A 25,854-nucleotide genomic window follows, 5' to 3' on the forward strand; every position below is an offset into this window, starting at 1 on the left:
GGTTCGCCCCGGGGGCCTTCGGCGCGTTCACGGGCCTGCACCGATCTCACAAGATGGGCGGGGAACAGCCCGGGCCGTCCACTGTGTTGGATGGTTGCGTGACTTCGTTGATGCGCGGGCGGGTGCGTGGGGCCGAGCTGGTGGGGCGGGGCTGGCTCAACACCGGTGGGCGGGAGCTGCACCTGGGGGACTTCCGCGGCAAGGTGGTCCTGCTCGACTTCTGGAGCTTCTGCTGCGTCAACTGCCTGCACGTCCTCGACGAGTTGCGGCCGCTCGAGGCGGAGTTCGACGACGTGCTGGTGACCGTGGGGGTGCACTCGCCGAAGTTCAAGCACGAGGCGGAGGCCTCGTCGCTGGTGGCGGCGGTGGAGCGGTACGGGGTGCACCACCCGGTGTTGGACGACCCCGAGCTGACGACGTGGCAGGCGTACGCGGTGCGGGCCTGGCCGACGCTGGTCGTGATCGACCCCGAGGGGTACGTCGTGCACGTCGCCGCGGGGGAGGGGCACGTCGAGGCGTTGCGGCGGGTCGTCGCCGAGGTGGTGGAGGTCCACGAGGCGAAGGGGACGCTGCACCGGGGCGACGGGCCCTACGTGCCGCCGGTGCCGGAGCACACCGAGTTGCGGTTCCCGGCCAAGGCGACGGCCACGGAGCGGGGGACGTTGCTGGTCGCCGACACCGCCCACCACCGGGTCGTGGAGCTCGACGGTGAGACCGTGCTGCGGGCCTGGGGAACCGGGGAGCGCGGGCGGCGGGACGGGACCGAGGCCTCGTTCTCCGAACCGTCCGGGGTCGCCGTGCTGCCGGACGACATCGCCGCAGAGGTCGGGTACCACCTGGTCGTGGCCGACACCGTGAACCACCTGCTGCGCGGGGTCGACACCGACTCCGGCGCGGTCACCACCGTGGCGGGCACGGGGGCGCAGTGGCGCAACGGGCCGACCGGTGGGCAGGCGACCGAGGTCGACCTGAGCAGCCCGTGGGACCTGGTCTGGTGGGAGCCCGCCGGTGGCGTGGTGATCGCGATGGCGGGCAACCACACGCTCGGCCTCTTCGACCCCCGCACCGGCGTGGTGGAGCGCTGGGCGGGCACCACGGTCGAGGGGCTCAAGGACGGGCCCAGGGCGGACGCCTTCTTCGCGCAGACCTCGGGGTTGGCGGCCACCGACGACCGGCTCTGGCTGGTCGACTCCGAGACCTCCGCGCTGCGCTGGGTTGACACCGGCGGGCAGGTGCACACCGCCATCGGGCGCGGGCTGTTCGACTTCGGGCACCGCGACGGCGACGCCGGGCAGGCCCTGTTGCAGCACCCGCTCGGGGTGACGGCGCTGCCGGACGGGTCGGTCGTCGTGTCCGACACCTACAACGGGGCGCTGCGGCGGTTCGACCCGGCGACCAACCAGGTCAGCACGCTGGCGACCGGGCTGGCCGAGCCGTCCGGGGCCGCGCTGCTCGACGGGGAGCTGGTGGTCGTCGCCTCGGCGGCGCACCGGGTGGAGCGGCCCGTCCCGACCAGCGACCTGGTCGCGGGGGAGGCGCACCGGGTGCGCAGGCCGCCGACGGAGGTCGGGGTCGGGGAGCTGGAGCTGGCGGTGGTGTTCCAGCCGCCGCGCGGGCAGCAGCTCGACGAGCGGTACGGGCCCTCGACCAGGCTGGAGATCACCTCGTCGCCGCCCGGGCTGCTGGCCGAGGGCGCGGGCGAGGGCACGGACCTGGTCCGCAGGCTGGTGGTCGCGGAGGGTCACACGGAGGGGGTGCTGCACGTGGTCGCGCAGGCGGCGAGCTGCGATTCGGCAGGCGCCGAACACGGTGCGTGCCACCTGACCAGGCAGGACTGGGGGGTGCCCGTTCGGGTGGTCGCCGGTGGGCCAGGGCGGCTGCCGCTGGTGCTCGGCGGCATGGACGGGAACTGATACCACGGCTGCAGGCCGCCCGCGAGCGGACAGTTACCATTCGACGGTGGCGGAAGCACAACTCGAGATCCAGATGCTCCAGGACCGGCTCCTCGTCCGCCTCTCCACCGAGGAGGGCGAACGACGCAGCTCCGGGGGCATCGTGATCCCAGCCACCGCGCAGGTGGCCCGACGTCTCGCCTGGGGGGACGTGCAGGGCGTGGGGACCAGCGTGCGCAACATCAAGGTGGGTGACCGGGTGCTGTTCAACGCCGAGGACCAGTTCGAGGTCGAGGTCCACGGCAAGACGTACCTGGTCATGCGCGAACGAGACGTGCACGCCATCGCCAGCGAGCGCACCGAACACGGAACCGGGTTGTACCTGTAAACAGGAAAGGTGAGCCGTGCCCGACGAGCTCAACCGGCAGGGCGGTCCACGCTGGCCGGAATCGCACGCTGAGCAAACCGACCTCCTGCCCGCGGTGCCCGCGCCCGGGCAGCGGTGGGACGCCAACACCGAGCGGATCGCCCAGCCCGGCGCCGAGGCCCCCCAGTCGGGCGAGCCCGACGACGCGCCCAAGCGCAAGCGCAAGCCGCTGATCATCGCGGGGGCGGTGTTCGGCGGCCTCGTGCTGCTCTGGGGAGCGGACCTGGCGCTGTCGACGGGGAACGTGCCGCGCGGGGTCAGCGTCGCGGGCGTCAGCGTCGGCGGGCTGTCGCACCAGGAGGCCGAGAGGGTCCTGCGCCAGCAGATCGAGCCGCGGCTGTCGCAACCGGTGTCGGTCCGGGCGGGCGTGGTCGAGCAGGAGCTCGAGCCCTCGGCCACCGGCCTGACCCTGGACTGGAACAAGACCCTGCAGCAGGCGGGCGACCAGCCGCTGAACCCGTTCACCCGGGTGGCCTCGCTGTTCACCACGACCGACGTCGGCGTGGTGACCGGGACCGACGAGCGCGAGCTGAACGTGGCGATGGAGAAGCTGCGCGTCGAGGTGGCGCGCGACCCCGCCGAGGGCGGGATCACCTTCGACGGCGCCACCCCGGTGCTGGCCAAGCCGGTGCCCGGCCAGCAGCTCACCGCCGACGCCGCGCGCGAGAAGCTCGTGGCCGAGTGGGCCAACGGCGAGACCGTGGAGCTGCCGGTCGACTCCACCCCGGTCAAGACGACCGAGGAGGGCGTGCGCAAGGCGTTCGACGAGGTCGCCACGCCCGCGGTGTCCGGGCCGGTGGTGGTCAAGGGCGAGGGCAAGGACGCCGAGATCACCCCGGAGGTGATCGCCTCCGCGCTGTTCTTCGAGATCGGCGAGGGCGGCGAGCTGATCCCCAAGGTGGACAACGGCAAGGTCGTCGAGGCGGTCAAGCCGCAGCTCGCCTCCACCGAGAAGGAGGGCAAGGACGCCGAGGTCGTGTTCCAGGGCGGCAGGCCCACGGTGACCCCGTCGGTGGAGGGCGTCGGCGTCAAGTACGACACCGCCTTCGACACGCTGCTCGACGTGCTCAAGAAGACCGACGGCCGCGAGATCAAGGTGGAGTACACCAAGAAGCCCGCCGCGGTGACCACCGAGGAGGCCAACGGGTACGGCATCAAGGAGGTCATCGGCGAGTTCAGCACCAAGGGCTTCGCCAGCGACTCCGGCACGAACATCCGGGTGGTCGCCGAGAAGGTCAACGGCGCGATCGTGAAGCCGGGCGACACCTTCAGCCTCAACGGCTACACCGGCCCGCGCACCACCGCCCAGGGCTACGTCGAGGCCGGTGTGATCAAGGACGGCGCGCCCGGCCGCGAGGTCGGCGGCGGCATCTCCCAGTTCGCCACCACGCTGTACAACGCGTCGTACTTCGCCGGGCTCAAGGACGCCGGGCACCGGGAGCACAGCTACTACATCTCGCGCTACCCGGCGGCACGCGAGGCGACGGTGTTCCAGAACCCCGACGGCAGCAGCGTCATCGACCTCAAGTTCACCAACGACGCCAAGACCGGCATCGCGATCGAGACCGTGTGGACCTCGAACTCGATCACGGTGAAGATCTGGGGCACCAAGCGCTACAACGTCGAGTCCATCCCCGGCGGCCGCACCGCCGAGACCCAGCCGCAGGAGAAGCAGGGCCCGACGACCGGCAAGTGCTCGCCGAGCAACGGCGCCCCCGGCTTCACCACCACCGACACCCGCGTGCTCCGCGACGTCAACACCAACGCCGAGGTCAGCCGCAGCACCAGGACCGTCAAGTACAACCCGCAGCCGAAGATCGTGTGCCCGCCCGCGGCACCAAGCGGCTGAGCCATCCGGCCCAACTGCCGTTTGGGGTCCGGCCGAAGTGGAACCTCCTGGGAGTCGACCCAAGGAGGTTCCACTTCTCATGGCCACCAGCAGCATCGCGGGCGGCGCCCGCCGCGCTCAGGACAACGGCGGGATCAAGGTCCTGGGTCGGGTGGGCATGGCCTGCTTCGGCCTGGTGTACCTCATCGTCGCCTACTTGGCGGTGCAGGTCGCCGTGGGCGGCAGCGGGCAGCAGGCCGACCAGACCGGCGCGCTCAGCGAGATCGCGTCCAAGCCCTTCGGGGCGGTGCTCCTGTGGGTGCTCGCGATCGGCCTGCTGGCCTTCGGGGTCTGGCAGTTGCTGATGGCCGCGACCAGCTTCCACTGGGTGGAGGAGGGCGCCAAGCGCACGGTGAAGCGCCTCGGCGCCGCCGGTCGCGGCGTCGTCGGGATCTCCGTGGCCATCGCCTCCATCCGCATCGCCACCGGCAGCGGCTCGCAGGGCGGTGACTCCAAGCAGCAGGAGATGACGGGCAAGCTGCTGGCCCTGCCCGCGGGCCCGGTGATCGTCGGCGTCGTCGCGCTGGTCGTCATCGGCGTGGGCGTCGCGAGCATCGTCAGCGGCGTGCGCAAGTCGTTCATGAAGGACCTGGACACCAGCGAACTGCCCAACGGCTCGCGCCGCTGGGTCGAGAAGCTGGGCATGGTCGGCCACATCGCCAAGGGCGTGGGCATCGCGATCATCGGCATCCTGCTGGGGTTCGCCGCCCTGAACTCCGACGCGGGCGAGGCCGGTGGCCTGGACGCGGCGCTGCGGACCCTGGCGGGCCAGCCGTTCGGGACGGCCCTGCTGATCGTGGTGGCCCTGGGCTTCGCCGCCTTCGCCGCGTACTGCCTGGCCGCCGCGAAGGCCCACCGCACCTGAGCTTGAGATGACGCGGACAGCGCCCGCTCATCCCCAAGGGGTGAGCGGGCGCTGTTGCTGTTCTTGAAGCGGTCTTCCGAACCAGTCGGCAACCTGGGTGCTCGTTGAGATAGATGGGCTTCGGTGCACTGGGGGTGGCTTGTGGGGGTGCTGGATCGGGTGGGGGCTGGGCTGGGCGGCTCGGGGTGGGGTTAGGCGGTTTCGGCCTTGTGCTTGAGTTTGGCCAGGGTGGACTCGATGTTGCGCTGGTTCTCGACCACCCGGTCGCTGACACCGGTTGCCAGGGCGGTGATGGGGCGGTACCAGGACGGCCTGCGGTCCCAGGTGCTCTCGGTGAGGGTGCAGCCCTGCGGGGTCTCCTCGATGTCGTACTGCCACCGGGAAACCGGCAGCCCCAACGACTTCACCTCGAAGGCGAACCGCTGTGGCGAGGCATCCGTCACCTCGGAGACGGTCGACCACCGCCGCCACCCGCGTCGGTTGGACCCCTTGAACCGCGCACCGACGACCGGCCCGGAAGCGGCGCCGAGCCACGAGCCGCCGGTGAACTCCGCCGCGGCGGAGGCCATCCCGGCCAGATCGCTGACCAGGTCGTAGACGACGGTGGCCGGGGCCTGCACGGACACGGTGGCGGAGGCGGTGGGCTCGGTCATTCGGACTCCTCGGGTGGACGCCTGGCGACGAACACTAGAGGGGTGGTTTCGACGAGTCGATGGCCCGCCTCGGCTTCGGCCATCATCTGGTCCGCGGCGGGGTCGCCGATCTCGGCGCGGAGTTGGGGCTCGTTGGCGCGCCACAGGCCGAACAGGCGCAGCCAGCGGGCGTTGGCGCCCTCGTGCACCACCTGCTCCTCGACCTCCATGCCCGCCTTCTGCAGCAGCGCGGGCCAGCTCACCGGGCCGGTGCGGCCGGTGAACACGAAGCGCGCGCCCGGTCGCAGCACGCGGCGGACCTCGACCAGGGCGGCCAAGCGGTCGGGGGCGAACGGCAGCGCGTCGATGCTCACCGCGGCGTCGACGCTGGCGTCGTCGAGGGTTGTCGCCTCGAAGGGGGCCTTGCGGAACTCGGCGCGGCCGGTGAGTCCGAAGTAGCCGATCCTGGCCGAGGCGGCGCGCAGGGCCGCGCCGGAGAAGTCCAGACCGACCAGGCGGGTGTTGGTGGCCCTGGCCAACCACATGCCCGGTCCGCCGCGCCCGCAGCCCAGGTCGGCCAGCAGCTCGCCGGGCGAGAGCCGCAGCGCGCCGACGATCGTGCCGAGCAGCCACCACGAGCACGAGCTGAACGTGCCCAGCTCGTAGGGGCAGTCATCGCCGAAGGCCTCGGCGTAGAGCCGGTGGGTCAGTGGGACGGAGTCAGCCTCGGCGGTCACCTCCGCGACGTTACCCTCAGCGGTCGCACCATCACGGATCAGGTAGTGCGCCGCAGCATCCGGGTGAGGCCCGCCGCGACCGTCGTGGCGAGGACCCAGCCGAGTGCGATGAACAGCGCGGAGATCCACTGCGAGGCCCCGGCGACCGCCCACTTGTTCTTGTGGCCGAAGTCGACGATCGGCACCAGCAGGTCCAGGGTGAACAGCAGCGGGTTCCAGTGGATCTGGTCGTCGGTGTTGGCGATGAGCGGCTTCGGGTTGACCCCGTACCAGGTCGTGCCCAGCACCAGGAAGGCGATCAGCCACACCAGCGCGCGGGCGGACCGGTAGCCGTAGCCGACCGTGACCCGCTGCAGCCAGCTCCACAGCCGCACGCCCGGGCCGAGGAACCGCGAGCCCTCGGCGAGCGCGAGGTAGCGCAGCCGCTGCTTCTCCACCAGGACGTTGGCCGCGTGCTCCTCGTTGCCGCCCGCGCGCAGCATGGTCGCGAGCTGGTCGTAGGGCCCCGGCCGGTAGGTCGAGCGCATGGCGTGCCGCAGCCAGGCCAGCCGGTCGGCCACCGCCGCGTCGTCGGTCAGCTCGACCGGCTCGGCCAGGGCGTCGTAGCGGAAGTCCTCCAGCTCCACGCGCCCGGTCGACTGCCAGAACACGGCGTTGTCGGCCAGCGTGGCGCAGTGCAGCTCGCGCAGGTCGACGCTGCCCTGCGGTGGGACGTCCACCAGCAGGTGCAGCTCCTGGGTGCGCACGCCGAAGGCGTTGAGCGCGACGCGGGTCGGGCCGAAGCCCATTTGCGCGCCGTCGAAGTTGGCCATCCGGCCGATCTCGGCGCGGCGCAGCCGCAGCTCGCCCGCGGCGGAGAACGGCTTGCCCTTGCCCGCCGCCGAGCAGATCAGGTCGCGGCCGATGCGGGCGGTGCGCAGGTCCAGCAGCGGTTTGGTGACGCCGTCGGGGTAGCTGCCCGGCTTGAGCATCCGGCTGCCGCGCAGGTCCAGGTTGGCGCCGATGCTGCTGCCGGGGAGCAGGACCGAGCCGAAGAACAGCACGTCGCGGCCGTTGACGTTGCCGCCGGAGGTGAACCGCCTGCCCTCCACGACGTCGCCGCCGCGGTTGCTGAGCACCGAGCCGTCGAGCAGCACGCTGCCCTGCACGGTGACGTCGACCAGCCGGACCTGACCGGCGAACCGGGCGGAGCGGGCGTCGATGCCGCCGCGGATGTCGGTGCCGTCGAGGTGCACCGCGCGGTCGGGGTAGGGCCCGGGCAGCGCGGCGACCTGCTCGGCGAAGGGCTCCCGACCGCCGGAGAGGTCGATCACGGCGTGGTTGAACCGAAGCGACCCGCCGATCGCGGCGTTGACGACGCGGATCGTGCCGGTGCTGGCGAAGCCGCGGTCGAGGTTGACGTTGCCGCCGACCCGGCACCGGTCGGCGACCAGCGCGGCGTTCTGGTCGAAGAACGGGTCGTCGAGGACGAGGTCGGTGGGCTCCGAGCGCGGGGCCAGGCTGGCGCCGCGCAGCGACAGGTCGCTCTCCACCTTGGCGCTGGGCAGGAAGACCTGGCCGATCGCGCGGAACGGGGTGCCCGCGGTGTCGGTGGTCAGGTGCAGGCCGCCACCGACGTTGAGCCCGGCGGCGTTGAGGGCGAAGCCGGTCGGGTTGCGCAGCAGCGCCCCGGCGAAGCTGACGTTGCCGCCGGTGCGCACGCCCGGGATGCGCACCTCGCCGTCGGTCTCCAGCTTCGGCGCCAGCAGCGCGCCCGCCAGGTTGAGCCGGTCGGCGTGCAGCGCGGCGCCCTCGTGCGGGGTGATGCGGCAGCCGGTGAGCAGCAGCGACCCGCGCACGTCGGCGTCGGTGAGCTCGACCGTGCCGCGCACCACGGTGCCGCCGATGAGCCGGATGTCGTTGTCGCTGGAGAGGTTGCGCGCGCGCAGCCCGGGCAGCCAGCACGCGGAGAACTCCACACCCGCCAGCCGGGCCTGGCGCAGGTCGGGCGGCTCGGCGAACCGGCAGCGGACGAACTCCAACAGGTACGGCGACTCCACGCCGCGCAGGTCGAGCTGCCCGACCAGGTGCTTGTCGGCGATCCGCACGACCGGGTTCGTGTTGGGCCTGCGCCTGCGCAGCACCCCGCCCCGGTCGTCGTCGGTCAGCCGCTTGACCACCTCGGCCGCCGAGAGCCGTGCGGACTCCGGCGGGTCCGGGTGCCTCGGGTCGAACCCGATGTGCACGGGCTCAGCCATCTCGCCCCCTCCCCTGGGCGGGGCCCCGGCTCGTCACCGCGCGTCCCCCGCCTGTCGCCCAGTGTGCCCTGCGACAGGCGGGAACCTTCCCTACTCGAGGTGATTGGGGTTCAAGACGCGGCTGAGGAACAGCTTCGTGCGCTCGTGCTGGGGGTCGCCGACGACCTGTGCGGCGGGGCCCTGCTCGACGACGTGGCCGCCGTCCATGAACAGGACCTTGTCGGCGACCTCGCGGGCGAACTGCATCTCGTGCGTGACGACCAGCATCGTCATCCCGTCGTCGGCCAGCGACCGCATGACGGCGAGCACCTCGCCGACCAGCTCCGGGTCCAGCGCGGAGGTCGGCTCGTCGAACAGCATGACCTGCGGGTCCATCGACAGCGCGCGGGCGATCGCCACGCGCTGCTGCTGCCCGCCGGACAGCTTCGCCGGGTAGGAGCCCTCGCGCTCGGCCAGGCCGACGCGCTCCAGGTTCTCCCTGGCGACCCCGTCCGCCGCCGCCTTGCCCCGGCCGAGGACGGTGCGCTGGGCGATGGTCAGGTTCTCCAGCACGGTCAGGTGCGGGAACAGGTTGAACTGCTGGAACACCATGCCCACGCTGCGGCGCGCGGCGTCGATGTCCACGTCCCGGTGGGTCAGCTCGACGCCGTTGACCACGACGGTGCCCTCCTCGGGCACCTCCAGCAGGTTCACGCAGCGCAGCAGGGTCGACTTGCCCGAGCCGGAGGGCCCGATGACGCAGACGACCTCACCCGGCTGGACCTCGGCGTCGATGCCCTTGAGCACCTCGAGGTCGCCGAAGCGCTTGTGCAGTCCGGAGATCACGACCGCGGGGGTCATCGAGCCCTCCCTTGCTTGGCCTCGAGCCGCCGCACCAGGTAGCCCAGCGGAACGGTGATGACCAGGTACATCGCGCCCGCCAGGACCAGCGGGGTCGAGTCGGCGTAGGTCGCGGCCAGGTCACCGCCGAACTTGGACAGCTCCGTGGTGAACGCGGTGACACCGAGGACGAACACCAGCGAGGAGTCCTTGAACAGCAGGATCAGCTCGTTGGTCAGCGGCGGGATCACCACGCGCAGCGCCTGCGGGACGACGATCGACCGCATCGCCCTGGTGTAGGGCATGCCCAGCGAGCGCGCGGCCTCCATCTGCCCCTTCGGCACGGCCTGGATGCCCGCGCGGAAGGTCTCAGCCATGTACGCCGCCGCCACCAGCCCCAGCGCGACGGCGACCGTGCCGTACTGCTCGAACGGGAAGACCAGCCCGGGGAACGCGACCGGCAGACCGAACCCGAAGATCAGGAAGACGACCAGCGCGGGCAGCCCGCGGAAGACCTCGATGTAGACCAGCGCGACAGCCCGGTACACCGCGATCGACGACAGCCGCATGAGCGCGACCACCAGACCGATGACGAAGCCGACGACGTAGGCCGACAACGTGTAGATCACGGTGTTCTTCAGCGCCACCGTGATGATCTTCGGAAACGCGTTCGCCGCGACGTCGAGGTCGAGGAAGTACTCGCCGACCGCCCCCCAGTCGGCGAACAGCACCAGGCCCAGCACCGCGAGGACGAACACCGCGTAGGCGGCGACCTGGACGTAGAGCTTGCGCTTGCGGGGGCTCATCCGAGCCCGGGGCTGCGTCACCGCAGCTCCCGAGCCCGGAGAGCTGCCCGGGTTGGGTTCCGTCACGCGGTACCAGCTCCGGTTCAGCTCGTGGTGGGGGCGGGGGTGGACTCGGGCTTGGACCCCATCCACTGCTCGTACAGCTTGGCCCAGGTGCCGTCGGCGATGGCGGCCTCGAGTGCCTCGTCGATGGTCTTGAGCAACTCGGGGTTGCCCCCCTTCTTCACCGCGAACCCGTACTGCGCCCCGGTCTCGAGCTCGTCCACCAACTCGATCTTGTCGGCGACGTCGGGCTTGGCCAGCCACCCGTTGACGACCGGGAGGTCCTGCAACACCGCGTCGACCTGCCCGGACTGGAACGCCTGCAACTGCTTGGCGGAGTCCTCGAACTCGGTCGGGGTGAAGCCCTTCTCCGTGGCGTACTCCAGGCTGGTGGTCCCCTTCTGCACCCCGATGCGCTTGCCCTGCAACTGCTCGAGCGAGGTCACCCCCGCCCCCTTGGGCACGACCAGCCCGAGGACCTCGTCGAAGTACGGACGGGAGAAGTCCAGGTTCTGCTGCCGCTCGGGGGTGATCGTCATACCCGCCGCCGCCACGTCGCACCGGTTGGAGTTCAGCGCGGCGCCGGACCGGATGGAGTCGAACTGGATGTCGACGATCTCCTGGGTGACCCCCAGCTTGGCGGCGGCCAGGTCGATCAGGTCGACGTCGAAGCCGACGACCTTGTCGCCCTGGGTGAACTGGAAGGGCTCGTAGGGCAGGTTCGTACAGGTGTTGATCTGCCCCGCCTTCACCAGCTTCACACCATTGGCGGTCGTCCCACCGGCGTCACCGCCAGAACCGGAACCACACGCGGTGACCGCGAGGGCCAGTGCGGGCAGCAGGGCTAACACCTTCAGCTTGGATCGAAGCCCCACGTGTCACTCCTCGTTCTCAGTCGCTCGGGTCGAGTGCGTGCATCCTGCCACTTGGACACCGAACTGGACAGATGACGTGAATCTGTCACAAGTACGCCGCGCAGTTGTAGCCCGCCGGTGATGCGGGGGCGGCGAGTAGCCCAATGGGTTCACCTCCAGCCCGGCTCCACCCCCTCAGCCATCCCCAGTCTGTCTTTTTCGCACCACCCACTCAGCCGAGTGTCGTAGCATGCGAACACGCAGAGGCACCAGAGCGCCACAGGGGGAAGCACATGACGTCTGCGTTCCAGCGGATCGATGCCTCGTTGGGCGGGATCGGGGCAGGGGCGGCCGTCGCGGCCGCCTCGGGGGCGGTCGCAGCCTCGGCTGCCCGGAGCCCGCAGGGCCAGTTCGCCTTCAACCCGGACGAGATCGACGCTTTGCGCAGGCAGTGGCTGGATCTGAGCCTCAACTACCGCGAATCCGCGACGCGCTCCAACCGCATCGACGTCCAGGGACCGGGGAACGAGGACGCGAGCCTCGACCACGCCCGAGCGGGTATCGAGTCGTGGCGAATGCACATCGAGTCGCTGAATCAGAAATTCGTGTACTGCTTAGGGCAAGCGCAGAAGCTCCACGATGCCCTAAACGACTACAACGGCACCGAGCGTTCTGCTGTGACCAGCCTCGTCGGTACGTCCCACGAGGGGGGCATATGACGATGTCGTTCCGCGTCATCGCGGCGGTGTCCGCTGCGACACTACTTCTGGCCGCCTGCACATCTGTGGAGCCGGGCACGCCCAGCGCCACCGAAACGACCCCTGGCTCGGACAGGCCACCCGCATCCACCTCGCAGACCGCCGCTGAGTCGGGCGCGCCCGACGTCGAGAACCCGGTCGACGTGTCGGCCTTCCAGGCGGACCCGTGCCTGGGTATGACTTCGGAGCAGCTCACCGAACTGGGGCTACAAGCAGGCAGAGCGACCGATGACGAGGTCGTGGGCAAGTCATGCTTGTGGCGCAACGAGAACGCAGCCTCGGTGGACTTGGCTTTCCTCGCCAAACCCGGCGGTCTGGACTTCATCTATCGGAACAAGGAAGCGGATTACTACAAGTACTTTGTCGAACTGCCTCCGATCGATGGCCTGCCCGCCGTCGCGGCGTCCACGACGGACAGCAGGCAGACAGCGGGCGAGTGCCACGTGTACATCGGCACGTCGAAGGACACTGCTATCTCGCTGGCCACCGCGCCCTCGTACACCAAGATCGGCAATGTCGAGGCGTGTGAGCTCACCACCAGGGTCGCCAAGATGGTCCTGCAGACCGTGAAGACCGGGGGTTGATGACATGGCTGGGTTGAGCGGACACGAGATCTACGTCCTCATGACCACCGGCCCGGGCAGCGGACCGCTGTACGAGGCGCACGGGCTGGCCAGGCGGGAGGCCGAAGCCGAGGCCGCCCGCGCCGAGTTGATCAAGAGTTTGGCCGAGAAGACCGCAGCGGGCTGGCAGGGCGAAGCGGGGGATGCCGCCCACGGTGCGGTTGCGCCGCTGGCCGAGGCGACTCGGCTGGGGGCGGACAACCTCGAGCGAACCGAGTACCTGTTCGAGATGCAGGCATCGACGTTCGACGAGACCGTTCCGCAACTGGACCCGATCGCGGCGTCCCCGCCGGAGAGCGGGGTTTTCGACGACTTGACGCCTTGGAACACTGACACCGAGAACCAGGTCAACGACTACCACGGCGCCGAGCAGAAGAACATCGACGCATACCGCGACTACGACGCGCTCAGCCAAGCCAACAGGGCCGCTTTGCCGACTGATTACTCCACCCTGCGAGACCCCGGCGGTGATATCAGCGTTCGGCCGCCGGACCAGCCCACCGGGCCGCCGCCGGTCAAGACGCCGAATGACGCCTATGTCGCGGCCCCTTCGGGCGATGACGGTGGCACGGTCCAGCAGGGGTGGCAGCAGCCTCCGGGGCGGCCGGAGCAGGTCAGGGGGCCTTCCCTGCCCGCGGAGCAGCTTCCCCAGCCTCATCCCGGCAACGACAGGACCACTCCGCAGTGGACTACGCCCCAGGGTCAAGGCCAAGCGCTGGGGGTTGGCCAAGGGCAGAACGGGTCCTATGGCCAAGGGGCCTACGGGCAAGGGGCGTATGGCCAAGGTGGCGGTGGACCGTATGGGCAGGGGTCCTATGGGCAGGGTGGTGGGTCGTTCGGGGCTGGGGCTTACGGGGTTGGTGGAGCCGCCGGGGGTGGCAGTGGTGAGCACGGGGCCGGTGGTCGTGGTGGCGCCGGTGGGTTTGGGGCGCGTGGCGGGGCCGGTGGGTTTGGTGGCGGGGCTGGCGCAGGCATGGGTGCAGGCGCCGGGGCGGGGGAGCACGGGTCTGGCAGCCGTGGCGGGATGGCTGGGGGTCCTGGGGCGGCTGATGACGGTCGGGCTGGTGGGCGTGGTGGGCAGGCGGGCGGTATGGGCGGAGCTGGGCGTGGTGGGGGTCAGGGTGGGGAGGACGAGGAGCACGAGCGGGCGTCCTTCCTGATCGAGGACGACCCGGAGGCCGTGTTCGGCACCGATGAGATCACCGCGCCTCCGGTGATCGGGGGCTAGTGGTGCAGACGCGGGATCGGGTGGAGCTGTCGGCGGAATCAGTCCACCGGTTGTGTGAGAGTCAGGGGTTGGGCGAGCCGCACCTGTTCTTCGCGGGTGGGGCGCGGTACTACCCGATCAGCGTTCGACAGGAGGCCGACGCCCATTTGCGGCGGGAGCTCGACGCGGCTGGGGTGAATGGGCCGAGGGGGTTGGACCCGGACTTTGTCGACTTGTTGACCGCGGTGCAGCGGGGGCAGGCCGAGTACTACGGGTGGTTGCAGGACGAGGAGGGGCCTTACTCCGTGATCGCCGCCCAGCTCGGGCGGGTGGGGGTGCTGGCGCAGAAGATCGGGGACCGGGTCACCTTTGAGCGGGTTGACCCGGCGCGGGTGTTGGACGCGTTCATCTTCCGGCTGCCCAACGTGCCCGCCTCGCGCGGTGACGCGATCTCCGTGCGGGAAAGCGACTACGCCGCGGACAGCCAGCAGCAGGGCGGGTTCCAGATGAGCAGGCCCCGGTCCGCGCGGCCACCGGAGGCGCGGCGACTGGAAGCGCTGATGAGCGCCCCGCGCAAGGGGGGCGGCAAGCTCTACACCGCTCGCCGGGACCACCGGGGTGTGCGCACGCGCGCGGCGGAGTGGTTGAACTTCCTCGACCTGCCCGACGGCCGGTGGACGGTGTACCGGACCAGCGGTCGTGGGGAGCGGTCGATCAGCGCGGTTCCGGGGACTCCACAGTTCATCCGCAAGCGGATGGTCGAATTGCACAGCACCATCTGAGCCGATCTGCCTTCTCGATCCGCGGTGGATCCACCAGCGCACGTGAATGAGCTGGGCGTCGACTCAGGCACACCCGCCAGTGGCACGACGGGTGACCACTACCTCGGGCACGGACATCTCCTTTGTCGAAGACGGCAGCGGCCTGGAAAGCCACTACCCACGCCAGCAGGCCAGCGCGCTGCCCGTCTTCTCCGAGCTCCCCCCGATCGCCGGTCACCTGGCGGTTGTCGCGATGCCGAACGACACCCGCCCCCGTGAGGGTTGCCGGATCGTCGTCGGTCTGTCGGCGCAGTCGACCGTCTCCGTGACCGCCGAGGATTCCGACGGTGCCCTTGGCGACGGTCCCTGCGCGGCGGCGGCTCGGGTGGCGGGCGCAGTCGGTTGGGCGAGCTGCACAACACGATCACCTGAGCCGCACTACCCTGCCGTTCGTGGACGGCGACCTCTCCTACGAACGGATCATCCCGGCGGACAAGTGGCTCGGCTGTGTGCTGGGCGGGGCGGTGGGTGACGCGCTGGGTGCGCCCGTGGAGTTCCTCACCGCGGACCAGATCCGGGAACGCTACGGGCCTGACGGGATCAGCGAACTCGACCGCGCGTTCGGCGGGGTGGGGCACATCACCGACGACACGCAGATGACGCTGTTCACCCTGGAGGCGATGATCCGGGGGCACGTCGGGCGCAGGCTCGGGTACTTCGACCAGCAGCCCGCCTCGGTCATCCAGCACGCCTACCAGCGCTGGTTCCACACCCAGGGCCCGGAGTGGCACCGGGCGGGTGGGTCGTACGCGATGGAGGCCGAGCCGGACGGGTGGTTGATCCGCGAGCGGGGGCTGTTCTCGCGCCGTGCGCCGGGGGGCACGGTGATGGGGGCGCTCAAGTCGTTCGCGGCGGGGGCTGAGCGGGGGACGATCAAGAACAAGATCAACGACTCGAAGGGGTGCGGGGCGGTGATGCGGGCGGCCCCGTGCGCGCTGTGGTCGGAGGACCCGCTCGACGCGTTCGTCGTGGCGGCGCAGTCCGGGGCGCTGACCCACGGCCACCCCAGCGGCTACCTGTCGGCCGGGGCGTTGGCGTTCGTGGTGCACCGGCTGCTCGACGGCGCTGACCTGCCCGCGGCGCTGACCGAGGTGCGTGCCGAGCTGATCACGTGGGACGACCACCAGGAGACGGTGGAGATCCTGGACAAGGCGGTCAAGCTCGCCGAGGCGGGCAGGCCGAGCCCGGAGGCCATCGCCGAGGAGCTGGGGGGCGGCTGGGTCGGGGAGGAGGCGCTGGCCATCGCGGTGTGCGCCGCGCTGGTGAGCGACGACCTGGCCGACGCGCTGCGCTTGGCGGTCAACCACTCCGGGGACAGCGACTCGACCGGGTCCATCTGCGGCAACCTGATGGGCGCGATCCACGGCGCGCAGGCGATCCCGGCGGGCTGGCTCGACAAGCTGGAGCTGCGGGAGGTCATGGAGGTGCTGTGCCGGGACTCGCTGATCGAGTTCAGCACGGCCGACTCGCTGCAGATCCCCGACTGGCAGCGGCGCTACCCGGCCTGGTGAGATCCTTGCCGCAGACGACGCCCGAGGAGGCACGGTGAGCACACCGTCATTCGGTGGGGACGGGTTCCGCACCGAGCAGGAGTTGCGCAGGTGGGCGGCTGACGTCGAGTCCAAGGCCCAGCGCTACCAGGACATGCAGGCGCAGGTGGCGGCGGTGGTGATCACCGAGGCCTCGCGCGACGACGTGGTGCGGGTGACCGTCGACGCTTCCGGGTCGGTGACCGCGCTGGTGATCGGCGACGAGCACACCCGCCTGTCCGGCGCGGAGCTGTCGAACGCGGTGCTCACGACCATGCGGCGGGCGCAGGCGCGGATCACCGGGGCGGTGGCCGAGGTGATGGAGCAGACCGTCGGCGACGACCCGGACACGGTCGCGGCGGTGGTCGGCAGCTACCGGGAGCGGTTCCCGGAACCGGAGCCGGAGGAGCTGCGTCACAGCGGCAGCGCTGTCGAGGAGATGACCTTCGACCGCCCTGCCGACGACGCGCAAGAGAGCCCGCGCCGACCGCCCCGACCGCCCCGACGGCCGCGACCTGACACCGATGACGACGAGAACCCGTGGGGCGACGGGAACATCCTGCGCTGATCCCGCAGCGCAGGCCCTGCCACCCGGAGGTGTCCCGTGCCTGACGGCTACGGCGTCCTCGTCGACGAGCTCGGTGCCCACGCGCGCAGGCTCGACGCCCTGCACGACCGCCTGGACCAAGCGGTGCAGGCCGCCACCAGGTGACCCTCGGCTCGCAGGCGTACGGGGTCATCTGCCAGTTCTTCGTCCCGGTCGTGCAGGCGGTGAGCACGCCGGGGGTGGAGTCGATCTCCGCGGCGGCGCAGACCATGACCGCGACCGCGGGCGGTGTCCGCGACACCGCGGGCTCCTACACCGGCACCGAGCAGGCGAACACGCAGCCGTTCGCGGGCGGTGGGCGATGAGCAGCCCGTTAGTCGCCGAACGGCAGGACTCGACCAAGGGCTACACCGGCATCGGCATCGCCGAGTCGGCTGTCGACGTCTACAACGGCGTGCAGAACGGCTCCTGGGTCGAGGGCGGGCTGGGCGTGCTGGGCAGCGGCCTCGAGGTGCTGTCGCTGGCGCTGGACCCGCTGGGCACCCTGGGGCAGTACGCCGTGTCGTGGCTGATCGAGCACATCAAGCCCCTGCGGGACGCGCTGAACTGGCTGGCCGGGGACGCCGACCAGATCGCGGCGTACGCGGCGACCTGGAAGAACGTGCAGAACGCGGTGTCCTCGGTCGCCGAGGAGTTCCGCACCGAGGTCGCCGCGGGCACCGCGGGCTGGGCGGGCCCGGCCGCCGACTCGTACCGGCAGAACACCGCCGCGCAGACCGAGCACATCACCGCGGCCGCCTCCGGGGCCGGGACGATCGGCACGGTCGTCGAGGTCGTCGGCGCGCTGGTGGGCACCGTGCGCGGGATCGTGCGCGACCTGGTGGCCGAGTGCATCTCGACGCTGCTGATCCGCCTGCCGCAGTGGCTGGCCGAGGCGGGGCTGACGCTGGGCCTGGCCACCCCGCACATCGTGGCCTCGGCGTCGGCGCTGATCGCGCGCTGGGTCAACCGGATCACCGAGGTCATCACCAAGCTGACCCGGTCGGTGGAGAAGCTGCGGCCGATCATGGCCAAGCTGGGCGAGATCTGGGAGGCCATCAAGTCGGGCCTGCGCAAGCTGCGCACCGGCTCCACCGGCCCGGACACCCCGAACCCCCCGTCGCCGGTGCGCCAGGCCCCGACCGACGTGCCGCCCGCCAAGCCGCAGACCCCCGACCTGGACACCACCCCGCCGTCGACGACGACCCCGAGCAGCGTGGACGCGCCGACCAGCCAGACCCCGGGGACCACGCCCAGCAGCGCCAACCCACCCCCGGTCTCCCACGTCGACCCACCGGCCGACCCGGGTGCCACCACCCCGAACAGCACCACCACCGACACCCCACCGGTCATCCCCCGCGACTACGACGCGAGCGGCAAGACCATCCCGACCAACCAGCTCCAGCACCCGCACGCGGGCCTGATCAACGACGACCTGATCACGGCGGCCAGGAACAACCCCAACCGCGAGGCCATCATCAACACCAACGGCGTCCCCGGCGACCACCCGGCGGTCCGCGACCTGCTCCCACCCACCTACGACCCGCACGCGGGCCTGGGTGAGGCGGGCTGGAACCAGCAGTACTGGCCCGGCGGCGAGACCGGCAGGTACGGCAACCGCCTCCTGGAGTGGCCGGACGGCCAAGCCCACCCCCAGGGCTTCGACAGCCCCGAGGCCCGCACCCCCGGCGTCCTCACCCCCGGTCAGACCATCGACCGCTTCGGCTCCGCGCGCGGCGACTTCGTCTCACCCGCTGACACGCCGTACCCGCAACGCGGTCTGCCGCCGGACAACCTCGACAACGGCTACCACCAGTACGAGGTGCTCCGTCCGCTACCGGTGTGGGAAGGTCCCATCGCCCCGGCCATGGGCCAACCGGGCGGCGGCACGCAGTACGTGCTCCCGCACTCGGTGGTCGACCTGATCAACGCCGGCTATCTGAGGGAGATCCCGCTGTGAACCTGCAAGCACTGGGCACCGCCCTGGACTCGATCGGCATCGAGCCGAGGGTCGTGGCCTTGGGATCGCGCGACGAGCAGTGCTGGTGCGTCCACGCCGCGGGTGATGGCGCGGGGTGGGTTGTGTACTGGATGGAGCGGGGGCAGCGCAACCACCTGGTGGCGCTGCCGGATGAGAGCTCGGCGTGTGAGTACCTGTTGGGGAAGCTGGCCTACTCGCAGCTCATCGCTGGGCGGCTTGGGCTGCGCTGACCCCCGAGAGCAGCAGGTTGCTCTGGGGTGGATCGGCTTGTCCAGGGGCCCTAGCTGCGAGAGTGAGCGTCAAGGACGTGAGCCACCGCCGCGGTGACGCGTTTCGCGTGTTTCACGTGAAGCCATTCGTTGGGCACGTGAGCGTTGGAGTCAGCACCCAGAGCCCCGGTGATCACGAACTGGGCAGCGGGGTACTCGTCGGCGAGCAGCCCCATGAAGGGGATGGAGCCGCCCAGGCCGATCGTGCGCCAGGGCGAGCCGTCGAACACGTGAGCAGAGGCCTGGTCCAGAGCATCGTTGAGCCACGGGGCGAGGGCGGGCGCGTTCCAGCCAGGGGCGGACTCGGAGCGGGTGATCTCGACTGTGGCGCCGTAGGGGACGTCCTCGGTGAGGGTGCGTTCGAGTACGGCGAGGGCGTGCTCGTGGTCGGCCGTGGGGGGGAGGCGGAAGCTCAAGGTCAGGGTGGTGAACGGGCGCAGGACGTTGCCCGCGTCGAGCGGTTCGGGGAAGCCGGACGCGCCGATGACCGACAGGGTGGGGCGCCAACTGTTGTTGAGCAGGAGCTCGACCTCGTCTTCGGTGACGGGGCGGGTGGCGTCTGCCAGGGGGAAGGCGTTGACGATCGCGCCGGGGGCTGAGCGGGCAGTGGCGGCGGCCTCGGCGGCGCGGTCGTCGGGGATGTCGACGTGCATCTCCTTGAGCCGGATCTCGCCGGTCTCGCTGTCCTCCAGGCGGTCGAGCAGGTGGCGGGCGATCCGGAAGGAGCTGGGGACCACACCGCTGGCCAGGCCCGAGTGGGCTCCGGCGTCCAGGACGCGGACCGTCAGGTCGACCGAGACCATGCCGCGCAGCGACGTGGTCAGCCACAGCCGCTCGTAGTCGTTGCCGCCGGAGTCCAGGCAGACGACCAGCGACACCGTGCCCAGGCGGTCGGCGAGGTGGTCGAGGTAGGCGGGCAGGTCGGGGGAGCCGGACTCCTCGCCCGTCTCCAGGATGAGCACGCAGCGGCCGTGCGCGCCGCCCGCCGCGCGGACGGCCTCGATCGCGGCCGTCGCGGCGTAGCCCGCGTAGCCGTCGTCGGCGCTGCCGCGGCCGTAGAGCCTGCCGTCGCGCAGGACCGGGGTCCACGGGCCGAGGCCCTCGGCCCAGCCGCCGACCGGGGGCTGCTTGTCGAGGTGGCCGTAGAGCAGGGCGGTGCCGGTGTCCGGGGCGCCGGGGGTGGCGGGGACGTCCACGAGCAGCAGCGGGGTGCGGTCCGGCAGCCGGACGACCTCGACCTCGGCGCCCTCGACGCCGCGGCCGGTGATCCAGGCGCGCAGGTGCTCGACGGCCGCGTCGAGGTGGCCCGCGCTCGACCAGGCCGGGTCGAAGGCCGGGGACAGCGCCGGGATGGCGACGAACTCGGTCAGGCTGGGCAGGATCTCGGCGTCCCAGAGGCGGGCGATCGTCTCGTTCGCTGCTGCGGTGTCCACAGGTCAATCCTGCCACCCGCTACCGACAACTTCCCGTGACCCGCTCGTAACCCCGAGAATCAATGTGTTGTAGGTCACCACATGGTCGCGTTGGGTGATCCACCCGTCCGCGGGCGCCGCGTTGAGCAGGTCCGATCGCAGGCTACTCCGAGGCCCAATCGTCGGTCATCCAAACGTTTTCCCAGCTCAGAAGCCCCCTGTGGACAACTTCCGACACTCGTCGCCTCGTTCGGCCATGCTGTGCCGTGTCAGGATGTGAGAGGAAACCCGTCGCGTCGACGGTGGCCAACGCCACTACCCAGGCCACGGTGCCGGACGGCGCTGCCGACCACCGCCACGAGCGGTCGGCCGGCTCAACCCACGAGGAGAGGCACTATGTCGACCCCCGAACAGTGGACGCAACCAGCGCCACGGGGCGGCCCGGCGGCCACGGCGGCCGCGCCGACGTCCGAGCAGGTGATCGCGGGCCTGCGCGCGACCAGCGAGGGCGGCCCGGAGCTGGTCCAGCTCCTCACCCCGGAGGGTGAGCGGGTCCGCAACGCCGAGTTCGACCCCTACATCGCCGACGTGACCGCCGAGGACCTGCGCGGGCTCTACCGCGACATGGTGCTGGTGCGCCGCGCCGACCGCGAGAGCAACGCCCTTCAGCGCCAGGGGCAACTGGGCATCTGGGTCCCGCTGCTGGGCCAGGAGGCCGCGCAGATCGGCGCCGGGCGCGCGATGCGGCCCGCCGACATGGCCTTCCCCTCCTACCGCGAGCACGGCGTGGCCTGGTGCAAGGGCATCAAGCCGACCGAGCTGCTCGGCATCTTCCGCGGCACCGACCACGGGAGCTGGGACTCCAACGCCACCCGCTTCCACCCGTACACGATCGTCATCGGCAACCAGGTGCTCAACGCCGCAGGCTACGCCATGGGCCAGAAGTTCGAGGGCAAGGTGGGCAACAGCGGGGACCTGGAGAGCACCAACGAGGCCACCATGGTCTTCTTCGGCGACGGCGCGACCTCCCAGGGCGACGTGCACGAGGGCTTCGTCTGGGCGGCGGTCTACGACGCGCCGCTGGTGTTCTTCTGCCAGAACAACCAGTGGGCCATCTCCGAGCCGACCGAGCGCCAGACCCGCCTGCCGCTCTACCAGCGCGCCCGCGGCTACGGCTTCCCCGGCATCCGGGTCGACGGCAACGACGTGCTGGCCACCCTCGCGGTCTCCCGGTGGGCGCTCGACACCTGCCGCCAGGGCAACGGGCCGGTGCTGATCGAGGCGTTCACCTACCGGATGGACGCGCACACGACCACCGACGACCCGACCCGCTACCGGCTCTCCGACGAGCTGGAGGCGTGGAAGCTCAAGGACCCGATCGAGCGGGTGCGCGCCTACCTGATCCGGCACGAGCACGCCGAGCCCGGGTTCTTCGAGCAGGTGCAGGCCGACGCCGACGAGCTGGCCGCCGAGCTGCGCGAGTTCTGCTTCGCCATGCCCGACCCGCCGGTCGAGCAGATGTTCGACCACGTCTACGCCGAGCCCAGCCCGGCGCTGGGGGTCCAGCGCGACGAGTTCCTGGCCTACCAGGCCGGGTTCGCCGGAGGTGAGCACTGATGGCCGCACCCGTGCAGGAGCAAACCGCTCAGGTGAGCGAGCCGTCGGTGCGCTCGCTGACCCTGGGCAAGGCGCTCAACCTGGGCCTGCGCACCGCGATGGAGGCCGACGACAAGGTCATCGTCATGGGTGAGGACGTCGGCAAGCTCGGCGGCGTCTTCCGCATCACCGACGGCCTGCAGAAGGACTTCGGCGAGCACCGCGTGCTGGACACGCCGCTGGCCGAGTCCGGGATCATCGGCACGGCCGTCGGCTTGGCCGTGCGCGGGTTCCGGCCGGTGTGCGAGATCCAGTTCGACGGGTTCATCTTCCCCGGCTTCGACCAGATCGTCAGCCAGGTCGCCAAGCTGCACAACCGCACGCTGGGCCGGGTCAAGGTGCCCATGGTGATCCGGGTGCCCTTCGGCGGGGGCATCGGCGCGGTCGAGCACCACTCGGAGTCGCCGGAGTCGTACTTCGCCCACACCGCCGGGCTCAAGGTGGTCTCCTGCTCGAACGCCGTGGACGCCTACTGGATGATCCAGCAGGCGATCCAGTGCGACGACCCGGTGCTGTTCTTCGAGCCGAAGAAGCTCTACCACTCCGGGTTCATGAAGGCCGAGATCGACACCGCGGCCACCCCGGCGCCGCTGTTCGCCTCGCGGGTGCTGCGCCGGGGGACAACCGCGACGGTGGTGGCCTACGGGCCGTCGGTGAAGGTGGCGCTGGACGCGGCGACCGCCGCCGAGGAGGACGGGCACTCGCTGGAGGTCATCGACCTGCGGTCGCTGTCGCCGCTGGACCTGGGTCCGGTGTTCGAGTCGGTGCGCCGCACCGGGCGGCTGGTCGTGGTCAGCGAGGCGCCGTCGGAGTCGTCGCTGACCTCCGAGGTGGCCGCGCGGGTGCAGCAGGAGTGCTTCTACTCGCTGGAGGCCCCGGTGCTGCGGGTGGCGGGCTTCGACGTGCCCTACCCGCCCGCGAAGCTGGAGGAGCACTTCCTGCCCGACCTGGACCGGGTGCTCGAGGCCGTCGACCGCTCGCTGGCGTGGTGAGCGATGCCTGAGTTCAAGAGCTTCCCGCTGCCGGACACCGCCGAGGGCCTGACCGAGGCCGAGATCCTGTCCTGGCACGTCGAACCGGGCGACGCGGTCACCGTCAACCAGATCGTCGTCGAGATCGAGACCGCCAAGGCGGCCGTCGAGCTGCCCTGCCCGTGGGCCGGGGTGGTGACCGAACTGCACGTGCGGGCCGGGCAGACGGTCGACGTGGGCACGCCGATCCTCACCGTCGACGTGGACCCGGACGGGGCCGCGCCGGACAAGGGGTCGTTGAACGGCTCGCTGAGCAGTTCGCCGAGCAGTTCGCCGAATAACGGGACGGCCGTCCCCGCGCCCGCCGCCGAGGAGGAGGAGATGAAGCCGCTGGTCGGCTACGGCTCCAAAGCGACCTCGGCCAAGCGCCGGGCGCGCAAGGGGCCCGCGGTCCCGGCCGGGCCCGCCGCGGAGGCGGCGCAGGTGACAGTCGCGGCGGCGTTCGAGCGGGCGCCCGGTCCGCTGCCCGAGGGGGTGGAGGCCTCGGTGCTGCCCGCACCCCCGGGCGCCGCGCCCAGCGGGCTGCCGGGCGGGCACGTGCCGCTGGCCAAGCCGCCGGTGCGCAAGCTGGCCAAGGACCTCGGGGTCGACCTGCGCGCGCTGGCGGGCTCCGGCGCGCAGGGCGTGATCACCCGGGACGACGTCCAGCAGGCCGCGGCGGGAACGGCGCGGGCCCCGGCCGCACCGGCGCCCGCGGTGGGTGGCGAGCGGCGGGTGCCGATCAAGGGCGTGCGCAAGGCGACGGCCGCGGCGATGGTGAGCAGCGCGTTCACCGCGCCGCACGTCACCGAGTTCCTCACCGTCGACGTCACGCCGATGATGGAGTTCCGGGAGCGGCTCAAGTCCAGCAGGCGGTTCCGCGGGGTCAAGCTGACCCCGCTGGCCTTCTGCGCCAAGGCGGTCGCGCTGGCGATCGCGCGCACGCCGGAGGTCAACGCGGCGTGGGACGAGGCGGCCCAGGAGATCGTCTACAAGGACTACGTGCACCTGGGCATCGCGGCGGCCACGCCGCGCGGCCTGATCGTGCCGAAGGTGCGCAACGCGGAGTCGCTGTCGCTGCGGGAGCTGGCTGAGGCGCTGGAGGCGCTGACCGCCACCGCCCGCGACGGCAAGACCCAGCCCGCGGAGATGGTCGACGGGACGTTCACGATCACCAACGTCGGCGTGTTCGGCGTGGACACCGGGACCCCGATCATCAACCCGGGCGAGTCGGCGATCCTGGCGTTCGGGGCGATCAGGGACACCCCGTGGGTGGTCGACGGGGAGATCGAGGTCCGCAAGGTGTGCCAGTTGGCGCTGAGCTTCGACCACCGGCTGGTCGACGGCCAGCAGGGCTCGGAGTTCCTCGCCGATGTCGGGGCGCTGCTCGCCGACCCGGCAGTGGCCATGACCTACTGACGCGCCCGGGGTGGCCGGGGCCCGGTCCGGGTCCCGGTCACGCCGTGGGCAGGTCGAAGTAGCTGATCATGGTGGCGGCGAAGGCGATGTCGCCGCGGACGCGGACCTTGCCGGAGATGAACAGCTTGGGCAGGGTGGCGCCGCCGGTGACCGCGCGCAGGAAGTCGACGGGGTCGGCGGTGATGGTGACCCGGGGATCGGCGGTGGGGCTGTCACCGGTGGTGCAGCGGCCGCGGGCGATCACGGTCTCGAAGCGGTCGTAGCCGTCGTCGTCGGAGCCGCCCGCGAAGCGCCAGTGGATGACCGCGCGCAGGTCGCCCGCGCGCGACTGGTCGAGGTGGGCGGCCATCCTGCGGAAGACCTCGGCGAAGACCACGTGCCGCAGCCGGGGGTGGGCCATCAGCTCGTCGAGCTGGGCGCGGCTGGTCCGGTCGAAGAACCGGGAGAACGCCTCGGTGCGCATCCCGGCCAGCTCGACGCCGGTCCCGGCCTCGCCGAGCATGTCCAGGGTCTCCACGAGCCGCACGAACTGCTCGGGGTCCAGCTTGGCCGGGTCGATGGCCGAGGCGAAGCCGTCGAGGTCGACCACGGTTCTGGGTTCGAGGCGGTGCCAGGTGCCCTCCCGGCGGCGCTTGCGGCTCATGTCAGGCAGTGTGCGCCGTCGCGAGGAGCCGCGCGTCACGGGCGGGGGAGCTGGAACAGGCCGCTGAGCCCGGCGGCGAACGCCAGGTCGCCGCGGACCTTGACCTTGCCCGTCATGAACAGCACGGGGGCCGAGGCGTTGTTGCTGATCAGCTTGAGGAAGTCCAGCGGCGAGAGCGTGATGGTCACCCGGGAGCGCTCGGTCATGGCCTTGCTGACCGTGCAGGCGCCACCGCTGATGGTGGTCTCGTAGCGGTCGAAGCCGCCCTCGCCCGCGCCGCCGGTGAACCGCCAGTGCACGACGGCGTGCAGGTCGCGGACGCGGTCAGGGCGCACGTGCTCGCCCATCCGGCGGAAGATCTCGTCCAGCACCGCGACCCGCAGCGCCGGGTCGACCATGATCGACTCGAGCTGGTCCTTGGACGCGTGCGCGACGAGCCGGGCGAAGGTGGCGGGCGCCATCTGCGACAGGCCGACGTCGACCCCCTGCTCGGCCAGCCTGCTGACCGCACCGAGCAGAGAAGTCAGGTCATTCTTGCCAAGTTTTCTCGGATCAATTGCGCGCCCGATAGCATCCACGGTGATGTTCGACGCGAGGGCGGCCTCGGCGTCCATGCGTTGGAGCATCGCGACGAACTCCCGTGGTTCGGGCGCGCCGATGGCCTCACCGGTGTGACTTGACTCGGGCATGGACACCTCCAGGACCTACTGATGAGTAGGCTACGGGTGGGTAAGTTATCCG

Annotated in this window: 25 protein-coding genes; 16 read left to right on the forward strand and 9 right to left on the reverse strand. The window is 71.1% G+C overall.

The window, feature by feature from the left end:
• Nucleotides 1-110: 110 nt before the first annotated feature.
• The 4 genes from GCL84_RS07300 (at nucleotide 111) to GCL84_RS07315 (ending at nucleotide 5,072) form a co-directional block, all read left to right on the forward strand.
• On the forward strand, nucleotides 111-1,913 hold the full coding sequence (locus tag GCL84_RS07300) for an NHL domain-containing thioredoxin family protein (protein ID WP_156754673.1): 1,803 nt from the start codon (nucleotides 111-113) through the stop codon (nucleotides 1,911-1,913).
• A gap of 73 nt (nucleotides 1,914-1,986) precedes the next feature.
• The gene (locus GCL84_RS07305; protein ID WP_156754674.1) at nucleotides 1,987-2,280 is read left to right on the forward strand and encodes a GroES family chaperonin; all 294 of its coding nucleotides are present in this window, start codon (nucleotides 1,987-1,989) and stop codon (nucleotides 2,278-2,280) included.
• A gap of 16 nt (nucleotides 2,281-2,296) precedes the next feature.
• Entirely contained in the window at nucleotides 2,297-4,168 is a 1,872-nt protein-coding gene (locus GCL84_RS07310) for a VanW family protein (RefSeq protein WP_156754600.1), read from the forward strand.
• A gap of 79 nt (nucleotides 4,169-4,247) precedes the next feature.
• On the forward strand, nucleotides 4,248-5,072 hold the full coding sequence (locus tag GCL84_RS07315) for a DUF1206 domain-containing protein (protein WP_235926051.1): 825 nt from the start codon (nucleotides 4,248-4,250) through the stop codon (nucleotides 5,070-5,072).
• Nucleotides 5,073-5,263: 191 nt separating this feature from the next.
• Here GCL84_RS07315 and GCL84_RS07320 read toward each other — a convergent pair whose 3' ends face one another.
• The 6 genes from GCL84_RS07320 to GCL84_RS07345 all read right to left on the reverse strand — a co-directional run bounded on the left by GCL84_RS07320 (nucleotide 5,264) and on the right by GCL84_RS07345 (nucleotide 11,220).
• The gene (locus GCL84_RS07320; protein ID WP_156754601.1) at nucleotides 5,264-5,725 is read right to left on the reverse strand and encodes an SRPBCC family protein; all 462 of its coding nucleotides are present in this window, start codon (nucleotides 5,723-5,725) and stop codon (nucleotides 5,264-5,266) included.
• Nucleotides 5,722-6,441, reverse strand: coding sequence for a class I SAM-dependent methyltransferase (locus GCL84_RS07325; protein ID WP_197523073.1), 720 nt, complete (start codon nucleotides 6,439-6,441; stop codon nucleotides 5,722-5,724). The genes GCL84_RS07320 and GCL84_RS07325 overlap by 4 nt, the downstream gene beginning before the upstream one ends.
• A gap of 38 nt (nucleotides 6,442-6,479) precedes the next feature.
• Entirely contained in the window at nucleotides 6,480-8,678 is a 2,199-nt protein-coding gene (locus tag GCL84_RS07330) for a hypothetical protein (protein WP_156754603.1), read from the reverse strand.
• Nucleotides 8,679-8,768: 90 nt separating this feature from the next.
• A complete protein-coding gene (locus tag GCL84_RS07335) occupies nucleotides 8,769-9,518 on the reverse strand; it encodes an amino acid ABC transporter ATP-binding protein (protein ID WP_156754604.1) in 750 nt (249 codons plus the stop codon).
• Nucleotides 9,515-10,303 (reverse strand): amino acid ABC transporter permease, encoded by a 789-nt coding sequence (locus GCL84_RS07340; protein ID WP_197523081.1) that lies wholly within the window; start codon nucleotides 10,301-10,303, stop codon nucleotides 9,515-9,517. Before GCL84_RS07340 ends, GCL84_RS07335 begins: the two co-directional genes overlap by 4 nt.
• An 83-nt stretch (nucleotides 10,304-10,386) precedes the next feature.
• Nucleotides 10,387-11,220, reverse strand: a complete 834-nt coding sequence (locus GCL84_RS07345) for an ABC transporter substrate-binding protein (RefSeq protein WP_156754606.1) — start codon at nucleotides 11,218-11,220, stop codon at nucleotides 10,387-10,389.
• Between the two features lie 272 nt (nucleotides 11,221-11,492).
• On the opposite strand from GCL84_RS07345, the gene GCL84_RS07350 reads away from it, so the two are divergent.
• The 9 genes from GCL84_RS07350 to GCL84_RS07390 all read left to right on the forward strand — a co-directional run bounded on the left by GCL84_RS07350 (nucleotide 11,493) and on the right by GCL84_RS07390 (nucleotide 18,934).
• Nucleotides 11,493-11,918 (forward strand): hypothetical protein, encoded by a 426-nt coding sequence (locus GCL84_RS07350; RefSeq protein ID WP_156754607.1) that lies wholly within the window; start codon nucleotides 11,493-11,495, stop codon nucleotides 11,916-11,918.
• Nucleotides 11,915-12,541, forward strand: coding sequence for a DUF3558 domain-containing protein (locus tag GCL84_RS07355; protein ID WP_156754608.1), 627 nt, complete (start codon nucleotides 11,915-11,917; stop codon nucleotides 12,539-12,541). Before GCL84_RS07350 ends, GCL84_RS07355 begins: the two co-directional genes overlap by 4 nt.
• A 13-nt stretch (nucleotides 12,542-12,554) precedes the next feature.
• Complete coding sequence (locus tag GCL84_RS07360; protein WP_197523074.1) at nucleotides 12,555-13,808, forward strand: PPE domain-containing protein; 1,254 nt, start codon at nucleotides 12,555-12,557, stop codon at nucleotides 13,806-13,808.
• A gap of 20 nt (nucleotides 13,809-13,828) precedes the next feature.
• Nucleotides 13,829-14,569: an ESX secretion-associated protein EspG gene (locus tag GCL84_RS07365; protein WP_268891335.1), complete on the forward strand. Its 741-nt coding sequence runs from the start codon at nucleotides 13,829-13,831 to the stop codon at nucleotides 14,567-14,569.
• Nucleotides 14,570-15,000: 431 nt separating this feature from the next.
• Entirely contained in the window at nucleotides 15,001-16,119 is a 1,119-nt protein-coding gene (locus tag GCL84_RS07370) for an ADP-ribosylglycohydrolase family protein (protein ID WP_235926052.1), read from the forward strand.
• Nucleotides 16,120-16,153: 34 nt separating this feature from the next.
• Complete coding sequence (locus GCL84_RS07375) at nucleotides 16,154-16,705, forward strand: YbaB/EbfC family nucleoid-associated protein (protein ID WP_156754611.1); 552 nt, start codon at nucleotides 16,154-16,156, stop codon at nucleotides 16,703-16,705.
• Between the two features lie 140 nt (nucleotides 16,706-16,845).
• Entirely contained in the window at nucleotides 16,846-17,049 is a 204-nt protein-coding gene (locus GCL84_RS07380; RefSeq protein WP_156754612.1) for a hypothetical protein, read from the forward strand.
• On the forward strand, nucleotides 17,046-18,683 hold the full coding sequence (locus tag GCL84_RS07385) for a TNT domain-containing protein (RefSeq protein WP_156754613.1): 1,638 nt from the start codon (nucleotides 17,046-17,048) through the stop codon (nucleotides 18,681-18,683). Before GCL84_RS07380 ends, GCL84_RS07385 begins: the two co-directional genes overlap by 4 nt.
• Nucleotides 18,680-18,934: a hypothetical protein gene (locus GCL84_RS07390; protein WP_156754614.1), complete on the forward strand. Its 255-nt coding sequence runs from the start codon at nucleotides 18,680-18,682 to the stop codon at nucleotides 18,932-18,934. Before GCL84_RS07385 ends, GCL84_RS07390 begins: the two co-directional genes overlap by 4 nt.
• A gap of 50 nt (nucleotides 18,935-18,984) precedes the next feature.
• On the opposite strand, the gene GCL84_RS07395 is transcribed toward GCL84_RS07390, so the two are convergent.
• Complete coding sequence (locus GCL84_RS07395) at nucleotides 18,985-20,406, reverse strand: M20/M25/M40 family metallo-hydrolase (RefSeq protein WP_156754615.1); 1,422 nt, start codon at nucleotides 20,404-20,406, stop codon at nucleotides 18,985-18,987.
• A 375-nt stretch (nucleotides 20,407-20,781) separates the two neighbouring features.
• Between GCL84_RS07395 and pdhA the strand changes: the two genes are divergently transcribed.
• From pdhA to GCL84_RS07410, 3 genes are read left to right on the forward strand one after another with little or no spacing between them, the layout of a single operon-like run.
• On the forward strand, nucleotides 20,782-22,002 hold the full coding sequence (gene pdhA, locus GCL84_RS07400; RefSeq protein ID WP_156754616.1) for a pyruvate dehydrogenase (acetyl-transferring) E1 component subunit alpha: 1,221 nt from the start codon (nucleotides 20,782-20,784) through the stop codon (nucleotides 22,000-22,002).
• A complete protein-coding gene (locus GCL84_RS07405) occupies nucleotides 22,002-23,033 on the forward strand; it encodes an alpha-ketoacid dehydrogenase subunit beta (RefSeq protein WP_156754617.1) in 1,032 nt (343 codons plus the stop codon). The genes pdhA and GCL84_RS07405 overlap by 1 nt, the downstream gene beginning before the upstream one ends.
• A gap of 3 nt (nucleotides 23,034-23,036) precedes the next feature.
• Entirely contained in the window at nucleotides 23,037-24,470 is a 1,434-nt protein-coding gene (locus GCL84_RS07410) for a dihydrolipoamide acetyltransferase family protein (protein ID WP_156754618.1), read from the forward strand.
• Nucleotides 24,471-24,507: 37 nt separating this feature from the next.
• Here GCL84_RS07410 and GCL84_RS07415 read toward each other — a convergent pair whose 3' ends face one another.
• A complete protein-coding gene (locus GCL84_RS07415) occupies nucleotides 24,508-25,113 on the reverse strand; it encodes an SCP2 sterol-binding domain-containing protein (protein WP_156754619.1) in 606 nt (201 codons plus the stop codon).
• Between the two features lie 35 nt (nucleotides 25,114-25,148).
• Nucleotides 25,149-25,802 (reverse strand): SCP2 sterol-binding domain-containing protein, encoded by a 654-nt coding sequence (locus GCL84_RS07420; protein ID WP_197523076.1) that lies wholly within the window; start codon nucleotides 25,800-25,802, stop codon nucleotides 25,149-25,151.
• Nucleotides 25,803-25,854 lie beyond the last annotated feature (52 nt).

It is taken from the genome of Actinokineospora pegani, assembly GCF_009745975.1.
GTDB classification, from domain to species: Bacteria; Actinomycetota; Actinomycetes; order Mycobacteriales; family Pseudonocardiaceae; genus Actinokineospora; species Actinokineospora pegani.